The 16,979-nt window shown below is 41.0% G+C and carries 16 protein-coding genes; 8 read left to right on the top strand and 8 right to left on the bottom strand.

Annotated elements, in window-relative coordinates; genetic code table 11:
* Positions 1 to 245: 245 nt before the first annotated feature.
* From mlaF to murA, 7 genes are all read left to right on the top strand, one after another.
* Positions 246 to 1,049, top strand: a complete 804-nt coding sequence (mlaF, locus tag DDU33_RS00470; protein ID WP_108922441.1) for a phospholipid ABC transporter ATP-binding protein MlaF — start codon at positions 246 to 248, stop codon at positions 1,047 to 1,049.
* Positions 1,042 to 1,818, top strand: coding sequence for a lipid asymmetry maintenance ABC transporter permease subunit MlaE (gene mlaE / locus DDU33_RS00465; protein WP_005822672.1), 777 nt, complete (start codon positions 1,042 to 1,044; stop codon positions 1,816 to 1,818). Before mlaF ends, mlaE begins: the two co-directional genes overlap by 8 nt.
* Before the next feature lie 18 nt (positions 1,819 to 1,836).
* Positions 1,837 to 2,358 carry an outer membrane lipid asymmetry maintenance protein MlaD gene (gene mlaD / locus DDU33_RS00460; RefSeq protein ID WP_005818478.1) on the top strand — a complete coding sequence of 174 codons (522 nt, stop codon included), beginning with the start codon at positions 1,837 to 1,839 and terminating at the stop codon, positions 2,356 to 2,358.
* Positions 2,359 to 2,459: 101 nt separating this feature from the next.
* Complete coding sequence (gene mlaC, locus DDU33_RS00455) at positions 2,460 to 3,101, top strand: phospholipid-binding protein MlaC (protein ID WP_005818477.1); 642 nt, start codon at positions 2,460 to 2,462, stop codon at positions 3,099 to 3,101.
* A 5-nt stretch (positions 3,102 to 3,106) separates the two neighbouring features.
* Entirely contained in the window at positions 3,107 to 3,436 is a 330-nt protein-coding gene (locus DDU33_RS00450; RefSeq protein WP_005818475.1) for an STAS domain-containing protein, read from the top strand.
* 40 nt (positions 3,437 to 3,476) lie between these two features.
* Complete coding sequence (locus DDU33_RS00445) at positions 3,477 to 3,737, top strand: BolA family protein (protein WP_005818473.1); 261 nt, start codon at positions 3,477 to 3,479, stop codon at positions 3,735 to 3,737.
* Between the two features lie 92 nt (positions 3,738 to 3,829).
* Positions 3,830 to 5,107, top strand: coding sequence for a UDP-N-acetylglucosamine 1-carboxyvinyltransferase (gene murA, locus DDU33_RS00440; RefSeq protein WP_108922439.1), 1,278 nt, complete (start codon positions 3,830 to 3,832; stop codon positions 5,105 to 5,107).
* Positions 5,108 to 5,144: 37 nt separating this feature from the next.
* Here the strand turns inward: murA and ygfZ are convergent, their stop codons facing one another.
* Positions 5,145 to 6,032: a CAF17-like 4Fe-4S cluster assembly/insertion protein YgfZ gene (ygfZ, locus tag DDU33_RS00435; RefSeq protein WP_108922437.1), complete on the bottom strand. Its 888-nt coding sequence runs from the start codon at positions 6,030 to 6,032 to the stop codon at positions 5,145 to 5,147.
* A gap of 6 nt (positions 6,033 to 6,038) precedes the next feature.
* A complete protein-coding gene (locus DDU33_RS00430) occupies positions 6,039 to 6,902 on the bottom strand; it encodes a YicC/YloC family endoribonuclease (protein ID WP_108922435.1) in 864 nt (287 codons plus the stop codon).
* Positions 6,903 to 6,983: 81 nt separating this feature from the next.
* Between DDU33_RS00430 and rph the strand changes: the two genes are divergently transcribed.
* Positions 6,984 to 7,700 (top strand): ribonuclease PH, encoded by a 717-nt coding sequence (gene rph, locus DDU33_RS00425; RefSeq protein ID WP_005818465.1) that lies wholly within the window; start codon positions 6,984 to 6,986, stop codon positions 7,698 to 7,700.
* A gap of 36 nt (positions 7,701 to 7,736) precedes the next feature.
* Here the strand turns inward: rph and DDU33_RS00420 are convergent, their stop codons facing one another.
* The 6 genes from DDU33_RS00420 to rbbA all read right to left on the bottom strand — a co-directional run bounded on the left by DDU33_RS00420 (position 7,737) and on the right by rbbA (position 16,972).
* Complete coding sequence (locus tag DDU33_RS00420; RefSeq protein ID WP_108922432.1) at positions 7,737 to 8,000, bottom strand: GrxA family glutaredoxin; 264 nt, start codon at positions 7,998 to 8,000, stop codon at positions 7,737 to 7,739.
* Between the two features lie 69 nt (positions 8,001 to 8,069).
* Positions 8,070 to 9,917 (bottom strand): translational GTPase TypA, encoded by a 1,848-nt coding sequence (typA, locus tag DDU33_RS00415; protein ID WP_005818461.1) that lies wholly within the window; start codon positions 9,915 to 9,917, stop codon positions 8,070 to 8,072.
* 157 nt (positions 9,918 to 10,074) lie between these two features.
* Positions 10,075 to 11,433, bottom strand: a complete 1,359-nt coding sequence (locus DDU33_RS00410; RefSeq protein WP_108922430.1) for a patatin-like phospholipase family protein — start codon at positions 11,431 to 11,433, stop codon at positions 10,075 to 10,077.
* A 288-nt stretch (positions 11,434 to 11,721) separates the two neighbouring features.
* On the bottom strand, positions 11,722 to 13,116 hold the full coding sequence (locus DDU33_RS00405; protein WP_108922428.1) for an efflux transporter outer membrane subunit: 1,395 nt from the start codon (positions 13,114 to 13,116) through the stop codon (positions 11,722 to 11,724).
* A 3-nt stretch (positions 13,117 to 13,119) separates the two neighbouring features.
* The gene (locus DDU33_RS00400; protein ID WP_108922426.1) at positions 13,120 to 14,241 is read right to left on the bottom strand and encodes an ABC transporter permease; all 1,122 of its coding nucleotides are present in this window, start codon (positions 14,239 to 14,241) and stop codon (positions 13,120 to 13,122) included.
* A gap of 1 nt (position 14,242) precedes the next feature.
* Positions 14,243 to 16,972, bottom strand: a complete 2,730-nt coding sequence (gene rbbA, locus DDU33_RS00395; protein WP_108922423.1) for a ribosome-associated ATPase/putative transporter RbbA — start codon at positions 16,970 to 16,972, stop codon at positions 14,243 to 14,245.
* Positions 16,973 to 16,979 lie beyond the last annotated feature (7 nt).

The following is a 16,979-nucleotide window of genomic DNA, read 5'->3' as shown; positions in this document are numbered from 1 at the left end:
GAAAGCATACTTTTTGCTGAACTTGAGTCGCTTGCTCGTGTCTGATAGGACAGACAAAATTTGGAAGGGTTCATTAAAGACTGATATTTTATTTAGAATTGATGGATTGTTAATACGTAAATTTTTGAAAAGATCGGATTTCGAAAAAAATTTTTGTCAAAATTTAAAAGCCTTTTGACTTTATGGCTAACTTAGTGGAGTATAGGCTCCTTTCTTTTTACTAAAAAGAGTATATAAACAAACGAATGCAAAACACTGAAAACTTGATTGAAGTAAAAAACTTGACCTTTAAAAGAGGTGATCGAGTAATTTACGATAATCTTAATCTGCAAGTGCAGAAAGGTAAAGTGACAGCGATAATGGGGCCTTCTGGCATAGGAAAAACAACATTATTACGTTTAATCGGTGGACAAATTATTCCGGAACAAGGCGAAATTTTATTTGATGGACAAGATATTTGCCAAGCATCAAATAAAGAGCTTTATCAGCTTCGCCAGCGTATGGGGATGTTGTTTCAATCCGGGGCATTATTTACTGATTTATCGACTTTTGATAATGTCGCCTTTCCCATTCGTGAACATACCACTTTACCGGAAGAACTGATTAGAAAATTGGTTCTGATGAAATTAGAATCTGTTGGGCTACGAGGGGCAGCTCACTTAATGCCTTCAGAGCTTTCCGGCGGAATGGCTCGCCGAGCAGCATTAGCTCGAGCAATTGCATTAGACCCTGATCTGATTATGTACGATGAACCATTCACGGGGCAAGATCCGATTAGTATGGGTGTTATTGTTGAGTTGATTAAAAAACTCAATCAGGCATTGAATTTAACTTCGATAGTTGTTTCTCATGACGTGACGGAAGTATTAAGTATTGCGGATTATGCTTATATTGTGGCAAATCAGCGCGTCATTGCTCAGGGAACGCCTGAAGAGCTTGTGGCAAGTCAAGATCCTCAAGTAATTCAATTCTTGGCAGGAAAAGCAGATGGTCCGGTTCGTTTCCACTATCCTGCAAAAGACTATGTGGAGGACTTGTTTAATGATTAATTTTATTAACCAAATTGGGAAAACGACTATTGATATTATCCGAGCATTTGGGCGTTCCGCCTTTATGTTATGGGGAGCATTGATTGGCAAGCCTCAATTTCGTAAACATAGCCCACTGCTAATTAAACAACTTTATGTGGTTGGTGTACAATCTCTTTTGATTATTATGCTTTCAGGCTTATTCATTGGGATGGTATTAGGATTACAAGGCTATGTTGTCTTAGTTGATTTTGCCGCCGAAACCAGTTTGGGAACTTTAGTTTCACTCTCTTTACTTCGAGAGTTAGGACCGGTGGTCACGGCATTACTTTTTGCAGGTCGAGCCGGCTCGGCATTAACCGCAGAAATTGGTTTAATGAAAGCGACAGAACAGCTTTCCAGCCTTGAAATGATGGCTGTTGATCCTTTACGGCGTATTATCGCACCACGTTTTTGGGCTGGTGTGATTTCAATGCCAATTTTAGCTGTTATTTTTACTGCAATTGGCATTTGGGGCGGCTCTTTAGTTGGGGTTGACTGGAAAGGGGTAGATTCAGGTAGCTTCTGGTCTGTTATGCAAAATTCTGTGAGTGCAAGCGACTTAATTAACGGTTTTATTAAAAGCATTATCTTCGCTTTCGCTGTTGTTTGGATTGCTTTATTTAATGGTTATGATTCGACTGCAACATCAGAGGGAATTAGCCAAGCGACAACAAAGACCGTGGTAAACGCTTCACTGGTTATTTTAGGGTTAGACTTTATTTTAACAGCCATTATGTTTGGCGGTTAATGTAAAAAAGGAAAAAAAATGCGTCAATCAATTAAATTTGAATTTTGGGTAGGCTTATTTGTATTATTAGGGCTCATTGCTCTTGCTTTTTTAGGCTTACGTGTAGCGAATGTGCAGGGGTTTAGTTCAGAGAAAACTTACACTCTTTACGCAACTTTCGATAATATCGGTGGACTAAAAGTGCGTGCGCCAATTAAAGTAGGCGGTGTCGTGGTTGGACGTGTATCTGATATCCAGTTAGATCCTCAAACTTATACGCCTAAAGTGACTTTAGCGGTAAATGAAGATTTTAATAAAATTCCGGATACGAGTTCACTTTCTATTAAAACGGCAGGTTTACTTGGCGAACAATATATTGCGTTAAATGTAGGCTTTATGATGGAAGGCGAAACGGAATATATGAAAGAAGGAAGTACTTTTGCAGATACTAATTCTGCGATGGTATTAGAAGATTTAATCGGTCAGTTCTTGTATGGAGATAAAAAATCTTCAGGAACGGATGCAGAAAAAACCGAAGCAGAAAAACCTGCTTCACCTTAATGTAGTCGTATAGACTATAATGAAAAGCGGTAAAATAAACGCATTATTCTACCGCTTGTAAACCTTAATAACAGATTGTTATTCTTATTGGAGTATTTTTAATGTTAAAAAATATCAAAAAAATGATGGTTGCCGGTGTTGTTGCTTTATCAACGTTATTCTCAACACAAGCTTTTGCAGAAACGAGCCCATATGTGTTAATGCAACAAACTGCAGATAAACTCTTTAGTGATATTAAAGCAAACCAAGGTAAAATTAAATCAAATCCAGAATATTTACGTACAATCGTGCGTAACGATTTAATGCCAAAAGTACATGTTAAATATGCAGGACAGCTTGTTCTAGGTAAAGCGCTTTCTTCAGCATCAGAAGCACAACGTGAGAAATTCTTTGATGCATTCGGTCAATTTATTGAGCAATCTTATGCACAAGTATTAACCCAATACCAAGATCAAAAAATTGAGATTGAGAGCGAAAAACCAACAGATGGTAAATCTATCGTAAGTATTCGTGTAAATGTATTATCGAACGGCAGTGCAGCGCCTATTAAATTAGATTTTAAATGGCGTAAAAATAGCAAAACCGGTGAATGGCAAGCTTACGACATGGCAGCTGAAGGTGTAAGTATGGTTGCAACAAAACAAAATGAATGGAGCGGTGTATTACGCCAACAAGGTATTGATGCACTTACTGCACAAGTTGCACAATCAGCAAAACAACCAATCTCTTTAACTAAAAAATAATTAGTATGAAACCACAAAAAACATTACAATGGAGCGTATTGCATAACAATGAAAGCTTAGTGGTAGAGTTGAGTGGTGAATTAACCCGTGACACGTTGCTTCCGTTATGGAAGCAACGTGCTTCTTTTTTATCTACAAGAAAAAATCAACATATTTATTGGGATTTAAAAGCAATTTCACGGATTGATTCTGCCGGTTTTGTTCTACTGACTGAATTGTTGCATTTTTATGGAAAGCAAACCTCAAATCATCTGATTCATGTTCCGAATGTTGTGAAAACATTAGCGGATTTATATGATTTAGACCAATGGTTAAATAGCTATCTTGTAAACTAATCGACATCATTATTTTTTGATTTAAAGGATCATTTAATTTATGGAACCAAAACAACTTGAAGAGATACTTAAAGCAGCGCTTACCGATGCCACAGAAATTCATGCTCAAGGGGAAAATTCCCATTATGGCGTTATCGTGGTAAGTGATAGCTTGGCTGCACTTTCTCGAGTGAAGCAACAACAAGCTGTTTATGCGCCACTCGGCGATTTATTTGCTACCAATGCTATTCATGCGCTTACAATTAAAGTTTTTTCCACAGAACAATGGAAAAAAGAGCGTTTATTAAATATGGCAGGTTAATTAAGTAAGTTGAGCCATTTCGTAAGTGATATGTCAAATTTGACCGCTTACAAAAGGTTCAACTTTTGTTTTTATAATTAAAAGGATAAAAAATGGAAAAATTCCGAGTACGCGGTCCTGTTACTTTAAGCGGTACCGTTGAAATTTCTGGTGCAAAAAATGCAGCATTACCTATTCTTTTCGCCGCTATCTTGGCAGAAAAGCCAGTTACATTAACCAATGTGCCTGTGTTAAAGGACGTGGAAACCACTTTCAAAATTTTACGTAAATTAGGTGTCGTTGTTGAGCGTGACACAAACGGTGCAGTACAGATTGATGCAAGTAAGATTGATCACTATGTTGCACCTTACGAATTAGTGAAAACAATGCGTGCTTCAATTTGGGCACTGGCGCCATTAGTGGCTCGTTTCCACGAAGGGCAAGTTTCTTTACCAGGCGGCTGTACTATCGGTGCGAGACCTGTGGATATGCATATCGCAGGTTTAGAAAAAATGGGCGCAACGATTGAGTTAGACGAAGGCTATGTAAAAGCGACTTCAAACGGCCGACTTAAAGGCGCTCGAGTTTATATGGATAAAGTGAGCGTAGGGGCGACATTATCTGTGATGATGGCGGCAACTTTAGCAGAAGGAACAACGGTAATTGAAAATGCTGCTCGTGAACCTGAAATTGTCGATACGGCTATTTTCTTAAATGCAATGGGGGCAAAAATCTCTGGTGCAGGTACTGATATGATTACGGTTGAAGGTGTAGAACGCTTAGGTGGTTGTGAACACCGTGTTGTAGCAGACCGTATTGAAACCGGTACATTCCTTATTGCTGCTGCAGTTTCTGGCGGTAAAATCACGTGTCGTGGTACGAAAGCAGATACATTAGATGCGGTGATTGAGAAATTACGTGAAGCAGGCATGGATGTTGAAGTGACTGAAGATACGATCACACTTGATTCAAAAGGTCAGCGTCCAAAAGCGGTAAATATCCGTACTATGCCTCACCCTGGCTTCCCAACAGATATGCAGGCACAATTTACTTTGTTAAATGCAGTGGCAGAAGGGACAAGTCGTATTACGGAAACGATTTTTGAAAACCGTTTTATGCATATTCCAGAACTCAACCGTATGGGCGCAAAAGGCGAAATCGAAGGTAACACCGCAATTTGCCATGGCGTTGAATCACTAAAACCTGCCGAGGTTATGGCAACTGACCTTCGTGCTTCAATCAGCTTAGTCTTAGCTGGCTGTATCGCAAATGGTGAAACCATTGTAGATCGTATTTATCATATCGATCGTGGTTATGAGCACATCGAAGAAAAACTACGTGGTCTTGGTGCAACGATTGAACGTTTTTCTGAAGCTTCTGAAGAAGTGTAACCAGTAAAATAAAGCCCTTCATTTGAAGGGCTTTTGACTATTCTTCACTTAAAGAGTAAGGTAAATCACAAATTGCTAATTCAACATCGTTCAATCTGAATCGGCTGTTTGGCTCGACATCTTTATTTAAAATGACCTGCACCCATAACTGATTTTGGTGTTTAACGGCAGTCATGATTGTCCCCGTTGAGCGCCAATTCTCGCCCAATTGCATTTCAATACTCGTTGCAGGCTGTGGTAAATCAGCCTTCTCGGCAACTTCGCCAACTAAGGTAAACATGGCTCGTTTATTTGCACCACGATATTTTGCTCGAGCTACTGTTTCTTGCCCGATGTAGCAACCCTTGGTAAAAGAAATTGCATTTTCGACCGCTTGTAAGTTGGCGGCTTGTGGGATCAATTCAAATTGGTTCGCTTTTAATAAAATTGGCAGACCATCTTGAATATCCATTAAATCCCACAATGCTGCTTCTGCATTCGGTGCCAATTCTTCGCCCCAAACAATCGCTCGTTTTTGACCTTGAGTAAGCGATAAAGCGGTTGAATTTTCTTGGCATTTTGCAAGTAGTTCAAAATCGGTTATGCCGTATAACGCCGTCTCTTTTTCGGTAAAGGTTACTTTAGAAAATACCGCATATTTTTTGAGCTGAACGAGTGCTTCAGGCAGTAGATCTTGATGAATAATGACAAAAAAGCGTTCAGCTTCAGCTCGGTATAAGCGAAGTAAAGCACTCATTTTGCCTTTCGGATCACAATGGCTTGTCAGCGTATGTTCGCCTACGGCAAGTTTTGCCACATCGCAAGTTAATTGACCTTGAAGGTATTTCTCCGCATCAACGCCTGCAATCTCAATTAAACGATATTGTGAAAGTAAAATGCAAAGATTTGGATATTGTTTACTGATTTGGCTACATTCACATTTCATAGAAACCTACTCTAAATTCTGAATTTGCTCACGCATTTGTTCAATAAGCACTTTTAACTCAACCGCTGAATTTGTGACATCAGCATTGATCGATTTCGAGGCTAAAGTATTGGATTCACGATTAAGCTCTTGCATCATAAAATCCAATTTACGACCGACAGCCCCACCTTTTTTCAAAATAGAGGTGGTTTCTTTTACGTGGAGTTGCAAGCGGTCTAATTCTTCTGCGACATCAACACGTTGTGCTGTTAAAACCATCTCTTGTTCTAAACGTTGTGGATCGAGCTGTAAATTTAACTCGTCAAAACGTTGTTGTAACTTCTCTTTTTGCCATTGAAGAATGGCGGGCATTTGAGCTTGAACGCTTTGAGCGATCTCTGCAATGCTATCTAAACGTTGTTGAATTAAGGTTTGTAAATTCGCCCCTTCACGTCCACGCATTGCGATAAAATCCGCTAAAATCTGTTCAAATCCTTCAAGGAGATCTTGCCCTATCTGATCTAAATCTTGGGCTTGATTGTCCACTACGCCCGGATAACGTAATACATCGACTAAGTTGATATCGCCTTCGCCGGCAATTTCTCTTAATGTTTTTAATGAGGCAATTACGGTTTCCGCATATTCGTTATTGAGCACTAAAGCTTTATTTTCATTTTGTGCCAATTCAATGCGTAAGCTACATTCTACTTTTCCTCTGGTAAGAGAAGCACGTAAACGTTCACGTAAGGTCATTTCAAGATTGCGGAACTGTTCTGGTAAGCGGAAATAGGTTTCTAAAAAGCGTTGATTAACCGAACGAATTTCCCATACTGCATTTCCCCACTCTTTTTTTATTTCTAAATGAGCAAATGCCGTCATACTATAAATCATTGTTATTATCCTGTTTTTAATGAAAATTACCCTATTGTACTGTAAAATGCAGAATAATTTTAGTAAAAAGGAAGAAAAACCATGCGTCCGAATAATCGAGAACTTAATCAAGTCCGCCCCGTAAAAATTACCCGTCATTATACAAAATATGCGGAAGGCTCAGTGTTAATTGAGTTTGGCGAAACCAAAGTATTATGTAACGCCACTGTTGAAGAAACCGTACCCCGTTTTTTAAAAGGACAACAACAAGGTTGGGTAACGGCTGAATATGGCATGTTGCCACGTGCAACCCATTCACGTACCCAGCGTGAAGCAGCGAAAGGCAAGCAAGGGGGCAGAACAATGGAAATTCAACGTCTTATTGCCCGTTCATTGCGTGCCATTGTAGATCTCAAAGCATTAGGTGAACGTACGATTACCATTGATTGCGATGTTATTCAGGCAGATGGTGGCACTCGTACCGCATCAATTACTGGTGCTTGTGTGGCATTACACGATGCGATTAACAAATTGATGGCAGATGGCGTATTAAAAACCAATCCATTAAAAGGTTTAGTTGCGGCAATTTCCGTGGGAATTGTGAATAACAATGCGGTATGTGATTTAGAATATGTTGAAGATTCTAATGCTGAAACTGACATGAACGTAGTAATGGTTGATGATGGTCGTTTAGTCGAAGTACAAGGCACGGCAGAAGGCGAACCGTTTACGCATATGGAATTGCTCCAATTATTAGATCTTGCTCATCAAGGGATTGAACAATTGATTGAAGCGCAGCGCAAGGCATTAGCTGAATAGTAGAAAGGCGAGAAATATTATTTCTCGCCTTTATCATTATGCTTCAATACCAAATCTTTCTTTAACAAATGGGGCAAAATCAGAGAAGCCACCGATATGTTTATCATCAAAGAAAATTTGAGGAACAGTTGAGACCGGTTTTCCTACACGAGGTTCAAGATCTTGTTTCTCAATACCTTCAGCAACCATATCAATAAATTTAAAATCAAAATCAGGTAATTCCGCTTTCATTTTTTCCGCTAATTGTTTAGCGCGAACACAATACGGACAAGTCATTCTACCGTAGATTTCTACAAACATAATTTTCTCCTTAGATTGGAAAAGTGAGATTGATGAAATAAGGGCGAATAATTCGCCCTTTAAATTCAATTATCTTGTGCTGGTACTGGTTGTGGTACGGCTTGCACGTTTACGCTCTACTTCAGTGAGTAATTTCTTACGAACACGTACAGATGCTGGGGTAACTTCCACTAATTCATCATCATCGATAAATTCTAACGCTTGTTCTAACGTCATTCTTACCGGTGTTGTTAAAGTTAAAGCATCATCTTTACCCGAAGCACGCATATTGGTTAATTTCTTACCTTCTAATGCGTTTACCGTTAAGTCATTTGAACGGCTGTGAATACCGATAACCTGACCTTCATAAATTTCAACACCGTGATCGATCATTAACTTACCACGATCTTGTAATGCGTAAAGTGAGTAGGCTAACGCTTTACCCGTACCGTTAGAGATCAATACGCCGTTAATACGCTGACCAATTTCGCCCGGTTTTACATCATCATAATGGCTGAAGCTTGAGTAAATTAAGCCGGTACCTGACGTCATTGTCATAAATTCGTTACGGAAACCGATTAAGCCACGGCTAGGGATCACATATTCTAAACGAGTACGCCCTTTACCGTCTGGGATCATATCACGCACTTCGCCTTTACGAATACCTAAGGCTTCCATCACAGAACCTTGGTGTTGTTCTTCAATATCGATGGTTACTTGCTCAAACGGTTCTTGTTTGCGACCGTCAATCTCTTTGAAGATAACTTTCGGGCGAGATACCGCTAATTCGTAACCTTCACGGCGCATATTTTCAATTAACACCGATAAGTGTAATTCACCACGACCTGATACGCTAAACACGTCTGAGTCATCAGTTTCTTCCACACGTAATGCTACGTTGTGAACAAGCTCTTTCTTCAAGCGCTCTAAAATTTGACGAGAAGTAACAAATTTACCTTCTTGTCCTGCAAACGGAGAAGTGTTTACACAGAAGAACATCGTTACTGTCGGCTCATCAACTGATAATGCCGGTAACGCTTCTACGTTGTTAATATCACAAAGCGTATCTGAAATGTTTAATTCGCCTAAACCGGTAATGGCAATGATGTCGCCGGCATAAGCTTCGGTTGCTTCATAGCGTTGTAAACCTAAATGACCTAACACCTGACCGATACGACCGTTACGGGTTTTGCCCTCTGAATCAATTACAGTAACAGGTTGGTTTGGTTTTACCGTACCACGTTTGATACGACCGATACCGATAACGCCTAAGTATTTGCTGTAATCTAATTGTGAGATTTGCATTTGGAACGGCGCATCAAGTTCAACATCCGGTGGCGATACGTGCTCGATAATCGCTTCAAATAACGGATCCATATTCGGTGCTAAATCTTCGTGATCTAAACCGGCAACCCCGTTTAATGCTGAAGCATAAATAATTGGGAAGTCTAACTGCTCATCGGTTGCGCCTAAGTTTACAAATAAATCAAACACTTGATCCACTACCCAATCAGGACGCGCGCCCGGGCGGTCTACTTTATTGATTACCACGATTGGTTTTAAACCGTGAGCAAACGCTTTTTGGGTTACGAAGCGAGTTTGTGGCATTGGGCCGTCAAAAGCATCAACCACGAGTAATACCGAATCCACCATTGAAAGTACACGTTCTACTTCACCACCGAAGTCTGCGTGCCCCGGGGTATCTACGATATTGATACGGTAGCCGTTCCAGTTAATCGCGGTATTTTTCGCAAGAATGGTAATACCACGCTCTTTTTCAAGATCGTTTGAGTCCATCACACGCTCATCAACATCTCCACGAGAGGTATCTAATGTGCCTGAAAGTTTTAATAATTTATCAACCAGCGTCGTTTTACCGTGGTCAACGTGAGCAATGATTGCGATATTACGCAATTTTTGAGTATCTAATTGTTGCATTGAAATTTCTTTACTTAAAAATATAAAAATGGTGGGAAAATCCCACCCTACAAATCCTAAATTGTGACGAAGATCACAAAAGACGGGAGATTATACCGAGTTTTCACTCAATAGGCTAGAAAACAAGCGGTAATATTGTCGTAAAAATTTGCAAATTTTAACGCAATGCTTCTAATAACCTCTGATATTCTTTAGAATTTTGTAACAAAATTTGAGCTGCTTGTTTTAATTTATTAATATCCTTATTCGGCAAATAAAAAGAGGTATTGATATTTAATACTTCTTGTTTTAACGGTGATTCAGGTAAATCTTTTAAAGCAATACTGACAAAATGTAATTCAACTCGTTTATCCGCTGGCTGTTTTAACATCATTTTATTCCATTCATCAGCTAATTCACGAAAACGGCGTAATGTAGTTTGCGTATTACGATCAATAGGAACATTCACGATAGTATTAACCACATCCCTTGTTTGAGGAATATTTGCCGATTGATCTATTTCACTGGTTACCTCATTTTGAGCATTCACACTAATAATCACAATACGTTTTAACTTCGTAGCTAATGCCGTTTTATACAACCCTTCTTTACCAATGAGATCATAGCTATCAGTAAATGCGGATAATCCAAGATTATCAGTTAAACCGCCATCAACCAAATGGAGAAAAGGACGTTTTTGACTATCTTGATAAGAGGCAAGGGTTTCTCGCATTTCTTCGACATTTTTTGATTTTTGTGTATTAGCTGTAATTGCCGTTACCATTTTAGTAATTTCAGGCGGGTGGTAATTACAACGACCTCCGTTATTATTGAAGGTAAGAGGGCTAAAAATCAGCGGAACAGAACTTGAAGATGCCACCGCTCTTGCGACTTCTACATCACTTAAATTTAAGCATAAACCATCAAAAAACTCTTGCGTGAATATCACTTTTTGTCCCAAGCTCATATCTGTTGCGCTAACAATGACAAAAGGACCTTTACGATGATTCGCTAAATAGCCAAAGGTTTTTCCTTTATATAACGCAAGATTTAATTGCTCCTGTAATAAATCGCCTCTCCCATACTGATCAGAGGTTAATTTAGGTAAATTGGAAAATGAAAAAATTTGACTGGTAAGCTGGCTTTGGAAATCGGTTTTCAAGAACTTATCTTCAAATTTCGGTACGACATCTTTTCCTTCTAATGAAAAATATGTGGCTAACACCGAACCACCAGATACACCGAAAACTAAATCAATATTATCTAGTAAGCTCGCTTTTAATGGATTTGTTCCAATTTTTGTCTGTTTAAATTGTTCTAATACACCGTAACCAAGCGCAGCTGCTCGGCTTCCACCACCAGATAACATCAAAATAATTAAATCGCCATCTTGATGTTTTTCTATGATATTTTTTGCTCGATATCCTTGATTTGGCGTAATTTGACTAATGGTTTCAATGGGTTGAAACAACATAGAGTTACACGCCGAGAGTAGCAAAACAGAAATTGTGGTTAAAATTTTCTTCAACATAAACATTTATCCAAGCAGATAAGCGGTGAGATCATACTTTTTTTCGGTATTATGTAGTTGTTGCATAAAATCTATTTCGTTGAACTTCCCCTCGCCCGTTTACGGGAGAGGGAGGAGAAAATCTGAAAGATTTTCGGAGGGTGAGGGGAAATCATATTCCCTCCCTCAGCCTTCGGCAGCTCCCTCCGTAAACGGAGGGAGCGAATGTCTTTAAGCTAAATTGTTTTGTGCAACTGCCAAATAATACTGCTTTTTTTGAAAAATTTTAGCGCAATCCGACCGCTTGTAAATCCATTATTGCCAACCTCCGCCCAACGCTTTATACACCGCTAATAAATTTTGTGCTTGCGCCAAGCGAGATTGCACCAGTTGTTCTTGGTAATTCAACGCAGAAATTTGTGCGCGTAGTGCTACATCCAACGTTTTATCGCCGTGCTTGAACAGTAATTGACTATCCTTCGCCTGTTTTTGGGCTTGTTGTACGGTTTTTGTCAGTAATGCCGTTTGGCGTGCCAAACTTTGTTGCATTTGGTAACTGTTATCTACTTCTGCAAGCGCTGTGAGTAAGGTTTTATCATATTGAATTACCACACCTTTTAAACGGGCATTGGCAGCATCAATGTTGGCTTCAATTCGTCCGTTAGTAAAAATCGGCAACTGGACGCCGGCGCTGACAAAACTACCAATACCGGATAAATGCGACAGATCATTATTCAGCCCAATTCTCCCGCCTTGTCCGAGAAATTGAATATCAAAGCGTGGTAAAAGATCCGCTTTCGCACTGGCAAGCTTGGCACTATAAGCACGAATTTGTTGAGCGTTGGCACGTAAATCAGGACGGCGGTTAATAACATCGCTTGGTTGTTGCCCTGCTGGCGGATTTGGGATTTTAGCCAGCGGATTACCCTGTTTTACAAGATGAAAACCTTGCGGCGTTTGCCCGAGCAAAATGGCAATATTGCGTTCAAAACTGACCGCTTGTGCGGTTAATGTCGTTTGTTTTGCTTGAAGTGCGGCGATTTGTGCCGCAATTTCATTCACTTCATAAGCCGTTGCTTGCCCTGCATTGAAACGCCCTTGAATATAGCGTTGCAACTCGGCTAACACGGTTAAGTTCTGCGAAATCAACGCCTTTTGTTGTTCGGTGGCAAAGATTTTAAAGTAGTTATCGGCAATTTGGCTGGCAACCAACAACTGCGTGCCGTAAAGCTGTTCTTGTTGCCCGAGTGCCGCATAGTAAGCCGCATCGGCATCACTGCGTTTTTGCCCGAAAATATCCGGCTCCCACGAGGCGGAAAAGCCGCCGTATCCGCCACCGCTTCGACCGGAAGACGGGTTTATAATACCGCTATTGATATTACTGATCCCGCCACTTATTGAGCCGTTTAAACCGACATTCACGCCCATATCCGCTTCCGCATATTGGCTGTTTGCCTGTGCTTCTTTTAAGCGTGTTTGGGCTAAGGCAATATCCAAATTATTTTGTAGCCCTTGTTCAATTAAACGGCTTAATTGCGGATCTTGCCAGTTCTGCCACCATTGCTGTACGTTTTGCGAACCCGTTGCCTGTGCCGTTTGTTCAAACTGTGTTGGCAAGGTAACAGTAGATTGGGTATCGACTTGTGTCGCATTACAAGCGGTCAGAAATGCGATAAAAATTGCAATTGTTGTTAATTTAACGGTTTTCATTGTTTATCCTTGTCTTGATAACATCGTTCTGAATTGAGAAAGTGCGATCGCTAAAAATCCTAATCCCAGTACAATCATTTTTAGTAATTGTTCCCAAACGAGTTCAAACCCTGCGCCCCTAAAAAGAACGTCTTGCGTATATGCGCCAAATACGGTTGTCGGGGAAAATTGTGTAATCTGTTGGGCAAGTTCCGGCATATTTTCAGTCGGCGAATTCGTGCCGGACAGCATATACATCACCATATATGTCGGAATACAGAGCAAACCGAACTGTGGCATTGTTGGGGCAATGATTGCCAATAAAATACCCAATGATGAAATCGAGAATAAAAATGCTATCGCGCCTAACGCAAATAAAGGAAATGAACTCCAAGCAATCGGTACGCCTAATACCCCTCGCACCATAAAGGTGAGTGAAAGCATTGCAACGGTCAATAATACCAAACCGTTCGCAACAATTTTAGCCACGGCAATTTCACTTGAAGTCACGGGCATCACCAAGAGATGTTCAATGGTTCCTCGCTCACGTTCGCGGATAACTGCTGCTCCAACTAATAGCAACACCAGTAAATTTAAGTTTCCGACAATTTGCATTGTGCCCATGAGCCATTTGCTCGAATGGTTTGGATTGTACAGTACGTTGATTGTCGCAAGGTTATCTAACGAAGCTGAATTTAATCCCAAATATTGTGCCACTTCTTGATTAAAAATTTGCGCAATATAGTTACTCCCTACACCGGCTTGGGTCATCGCCGTGGCATCAATCAACAGCTGAATTTTCGGCGATAAGCCCTTCAACATATCCCGCTCGAAATTCGGCGGAATTTCCAACACAAAGGTATAAGCACCAGTATCCATTGCCCGATCCACTTCATTTGCCGAGATTTCCTGTACGTTTTTGAAATTTGGCTCAATCAAGCTGTCTCTTAAACGATAAGACAAGGTTGAACGATCATTATCTACCACCGCAACTGCCGCATTTTTCAGCTCCGTCGTCGGCATATTGGCAATAGTATAAAGCGCCATACTGAACATATATAAAATCAAAGCAATCAGCGTCAGATCCGAAAACAAACTCGAAAACTCTTTTTTCGACAAATAGATCACATTCTTTAACCAACGCATCTTATTTCTCCTGTTTTTTCAATGATAAGGATGCCAAGATTAAATAGACCGAATAAATGACAACTAAAGCGCCATAGTTGGCAATAAAATCATAAAAGCCCAATCCTTTGGTAAATCCGCCTAAACTAATCAACTGAAACCACGCACCGGGGAAAAGATGAGCGATAACGTAGGTTGATGTGGGGAGTGTCGCTGTTGGATACATCATTCCTGAGAAATTCAAGGTAGGCACCATAACTAAAATGGCGGTGGCAAAAAGTGCCGCAACCTGTGATTTTACAAAGCTAGAGACCACTAAACCAAAGCCTGTTGAAGCAGTAACAACCAATAACGCCCCTAAAAACATAGCCCAAACCGAGCCTTTTATCGGCACACCGAAGATGACGACGGCGATAAAAATCAGTACCAAATAACTTAAAAATGCCAAAACGATATAAGGTAACTGCTTGCCTAATAAGAATTGCAATTTACTCGCAGGCGAACCGTATAAATTCATAATCGAACCAATCTCTTTCTCCCGGACGATCCCCAATGCAGTCATCATCGAAGGTACCATCATCATCGCTAACATAATCACACCCGGAGTAATCACAAAAATGCTTTTAAAATCTTGGTTATACATAAAACGGGGTTCAATCAACGATGATGTCGTTGAATTTGCTGTAGCAGGAAAATTCTCCCGTACATATTGTGCAAGCACACCGTTTGCCGACGATTTCAAATTTTCCGCCGTGGACGGAAACGCTCCGTCAATAAAAATCCCGATTGGCGTGATTTGACCTTTTAAGATCGAACGCCCGAACTCTGCCGGAATTTCCAGCACCAATTTGACTTCGGCGCTTTTTAACACCCGATCAATCTCTGCTGTGGAATAAATTTCAGGCTGTTCAATAAAATAAGGCGAACCACGAAAATACTCGACTAATCGGCGGCTTTCCGAGCTGTTGTCGTGATCCAACACCGTAAATTTCAGCGGGTTAATATCAAATGAAATACTCGATGCCATCGCTAATAACATAATGGCAGGGCCACCAATTGCAAACAACAAGCGGATATTATCTCGTAATAGCTCTTTGCTCTCACGCAGGGCGAAAGTCCAAACCATTGCAAACCAAGCAAACAATCCGACCGCTTGTGGCGAAGTAAAGTGCGGTTCGTTTTGCGTATTTTTTTGAGTATCTTGTGATTGAGGTTGGCTAATCTCGTCCGCTTGTTCTTCCAAATAACGAATAAAGGCTTCTTCCAGCGTGGCGGTGTTTTTTTCAATCCGTAACTCTTCCGGTGTGCCCACGCCCAATACTTTGCCTCGGTGCATAAGCGAAATACGGTCGCAACGAGCCGCTTCATTCATAAAATGGGTGGTGACGAAAATCGTGATCTTATCTTCCCGAGACAGTTTAATCAGATATTCCCAAAACATATCTCGTGCGGCAGGATCAACCCCCGATGTGGGTTCGTCCAAAATTAACACTTCCGGCTGATGTAAACAGGCGGCAGCCAGTTGCAACCGTTGGCGAATGCCCAACGGCAACGAAGCCGGTGTTTGTTCGGCAAATTCAACCAGATGAAATTGCGCCAGTGATCGCTGAACGTAGTGATCCCACTGCGAAGGTTCGATTTGATACAATTTGGCGTGTAAGAGTAAATTTTCTCGCACGGTAAGCTCTTCATAGAGTGAAAAGGCTTGCGACATATAGCCCACTTTTTTACGGGTATTGATATCGCCGGCATCAATTGGCTGCCCAAGCAAGGTTGCCGAGCCTTCCGTTGGCTCAAGTAAGCCGGTTAGCATTTTCATTGTGGTGGATTTACCGCAACCGTTTGAGCCTAAAAAGCCAAAAATCTCGCCTCTTGGAATGGTGAAACTCACATTATCCACCGACACAAAATTTGCAAATTTTTTGGTTAAACCGACCGCTTGTATTGCCGGTGGTTCGTTCGGGTTCGGGATAAAAGGCGGAATAACTAAGCCGTTCTCCGCTCCTCGTTTTTCAGGCGGTAGCAATTTAATATAGGCTTGCTCTAAAGTCTCACTGTTCGTTTCTTGCATCACTTGGCGGGTCGGCTTATCGGCAATGATTTTGCCATCGTCCATCGCAATCAAATGCTCAAACCCTTCAGCTTCATCAATGTAAGCGGTGGCAACAATCACGGTCATTGTCGGGCTTTCTTGGCGTAAACTCTCCACCAATTCCCAAAATTGACGGCGGGAAAGCGGATCTACGCCGGTGGTCGGTTCGTCCAAAATGAGCAAATCGGGGCTATGTACCAATGCACAACATAAACTGAGTTTCTGCTTCATCCCGCCCGATAATTTCCCCGCCGGGCGATCAGCAAAAGGTAGCAAGCCTGTCGCTTGCAATAACCGATCGATCCGCGCTTGGCGGTAGGCTTTCGGCAAGCTGTAAAGACGGGCATGAAACTCAATATTTTCATAAATAGAGAGGGTCGGATAGAGGTTTTTCCCCAATCCTTGCGGCATAAAAGCAATTTTATGGGAGAGCTGATCGCGCGCTTTGCTGTCGGCAATGTTTAAGCCGAACACCGAAATATCGCCCTGTTGTAAGATTTTTACCCCTGAAATCAGCGAAAGCAAGGTTGATTTCCCTACGCCGTCAGGTCCAATCAGCCCCACTGTCACTCCTTGAGGAATTTGTAGCGATACCTCTTTCAGCGCCTGTGTTTTGCCGTATTGATGAGAAAGATGTTGGATTGAAATAGCGAAATTCATAGTATTT

Origin of the sequence: Actinobacillus porcitonsillarum, assembly GCF_003101015.1 — a bacterium.
Lineage (GTDB): Bacteria > Pseudomonadota > Gammaproteobacteria > Enterobacterales > Pasteurellaceae > Haemophilus_A > Haemophilus_A porcitonsillarum.
This window is presented reverse-complemented; position numbering and strand designations above follow the sequence as displayed.

Coding starts and splice junctions, on each gene's coding strand:
- DDU33_RS00420 (WP_108922432.1), bottom strand. CDS start 8,000: ATGTTTGTAGAAATCTACGGTAGAATGACTTGTCCGTATTGTGTTCGC.
- DDU33_RS00430 (WP_108922435.1), bottom strand. CDS start 6,902: ATGATTTATAGTATGACGGCATTTGCTCATTTAGAAATAAAAAAAGAG.
- mlaD (WP_005818478.1), top strand. CDS start 1,837: ATGCGTCAATCAATTAAATTTGAATTTTGGGTAGGCTTATTTGTATTA.
- DDU33_RS00450 (WP_005818475.1), top strand. CDS start 3,107: ATGAAACCACAAAAAACATTACAATGGAGCGTATTGCATAACAATGAA.
- DDU33_RS00400 (WP_108922426.1), bottom strand. CDS start 14,241: ATGCGTTGGTTAAAGAATGTGATCTATTTGTCGAAAAAAGAGTTTTCG.
- rbbA (WP_108922423.1), bottom strand. CDS start 16,972: ATGAATTTCGCTATTTCAATCCAACATCTTTCTCATCAATACGGCAAA.
- DDU33_RS00410 (WP_108922430.1), bottom strand. CDS start 11,433: ATGTTTATGTTGAAGAAAATTTTAACCACAATTTCTGTTTTGCTACTC.
- typA (WP_005818461.1), bottom strand. CDS start 9,917: ATGCAACAATTAGATACTCAAAAATTGCGTAATATCGCAATCATTGCT.
- ygfZ (WP_108922437.1), bottom strand. CDS start 6,032: ATGAAATGTGAATGTAGCCAAATCAGTAAACAATATCCAAATCTTTGC.
- DDU33_RS00445 (WP_005818473.1), top strand. CDS start 3,477: ATGGAACCAAAACAACTTGAAGAGATACTTAAAGCAGCGCTTACCGAT.
- rph (WP_005818465.1), top strand. CDS start 6,984: ATGCGTCCGAATAATCGAGAACTTAATCAAGTCCGCCCCGTAAAAATT.
- mlaC (WP_005818477.1), top strand. CDS start 2,460: ATGTTAAAAAATATCAAAAAAATGATGGTTGCCGGTGTTGTTGCTTTA.
- DDU33_RS00405 (WP_108922428.1), bottom strand. CDS start 13,116: ATGAAAACCGTTAAATTAACAACAATTGCAATTTTTATCGCATTTCTG.
- murA (WP_108922439.1), top strand. CDS start 3,830: ATGGAAAAATTCCGAGTACGCGGTCCTGTTACTTTAAGCGGTACCGTT.
- mlaF (WP_108922441.1), top strand. CDS start 246: ATGCAAAACACTGAAAACTTGATTGAAGTAAAAAACTTGACCTTTAAA.
- mlaE (WP_005822672.1), top strand. CDS start 1,042: ATGATTAATTTTATTAACCAAATTGGGAAAACGACTATTGATATTATC.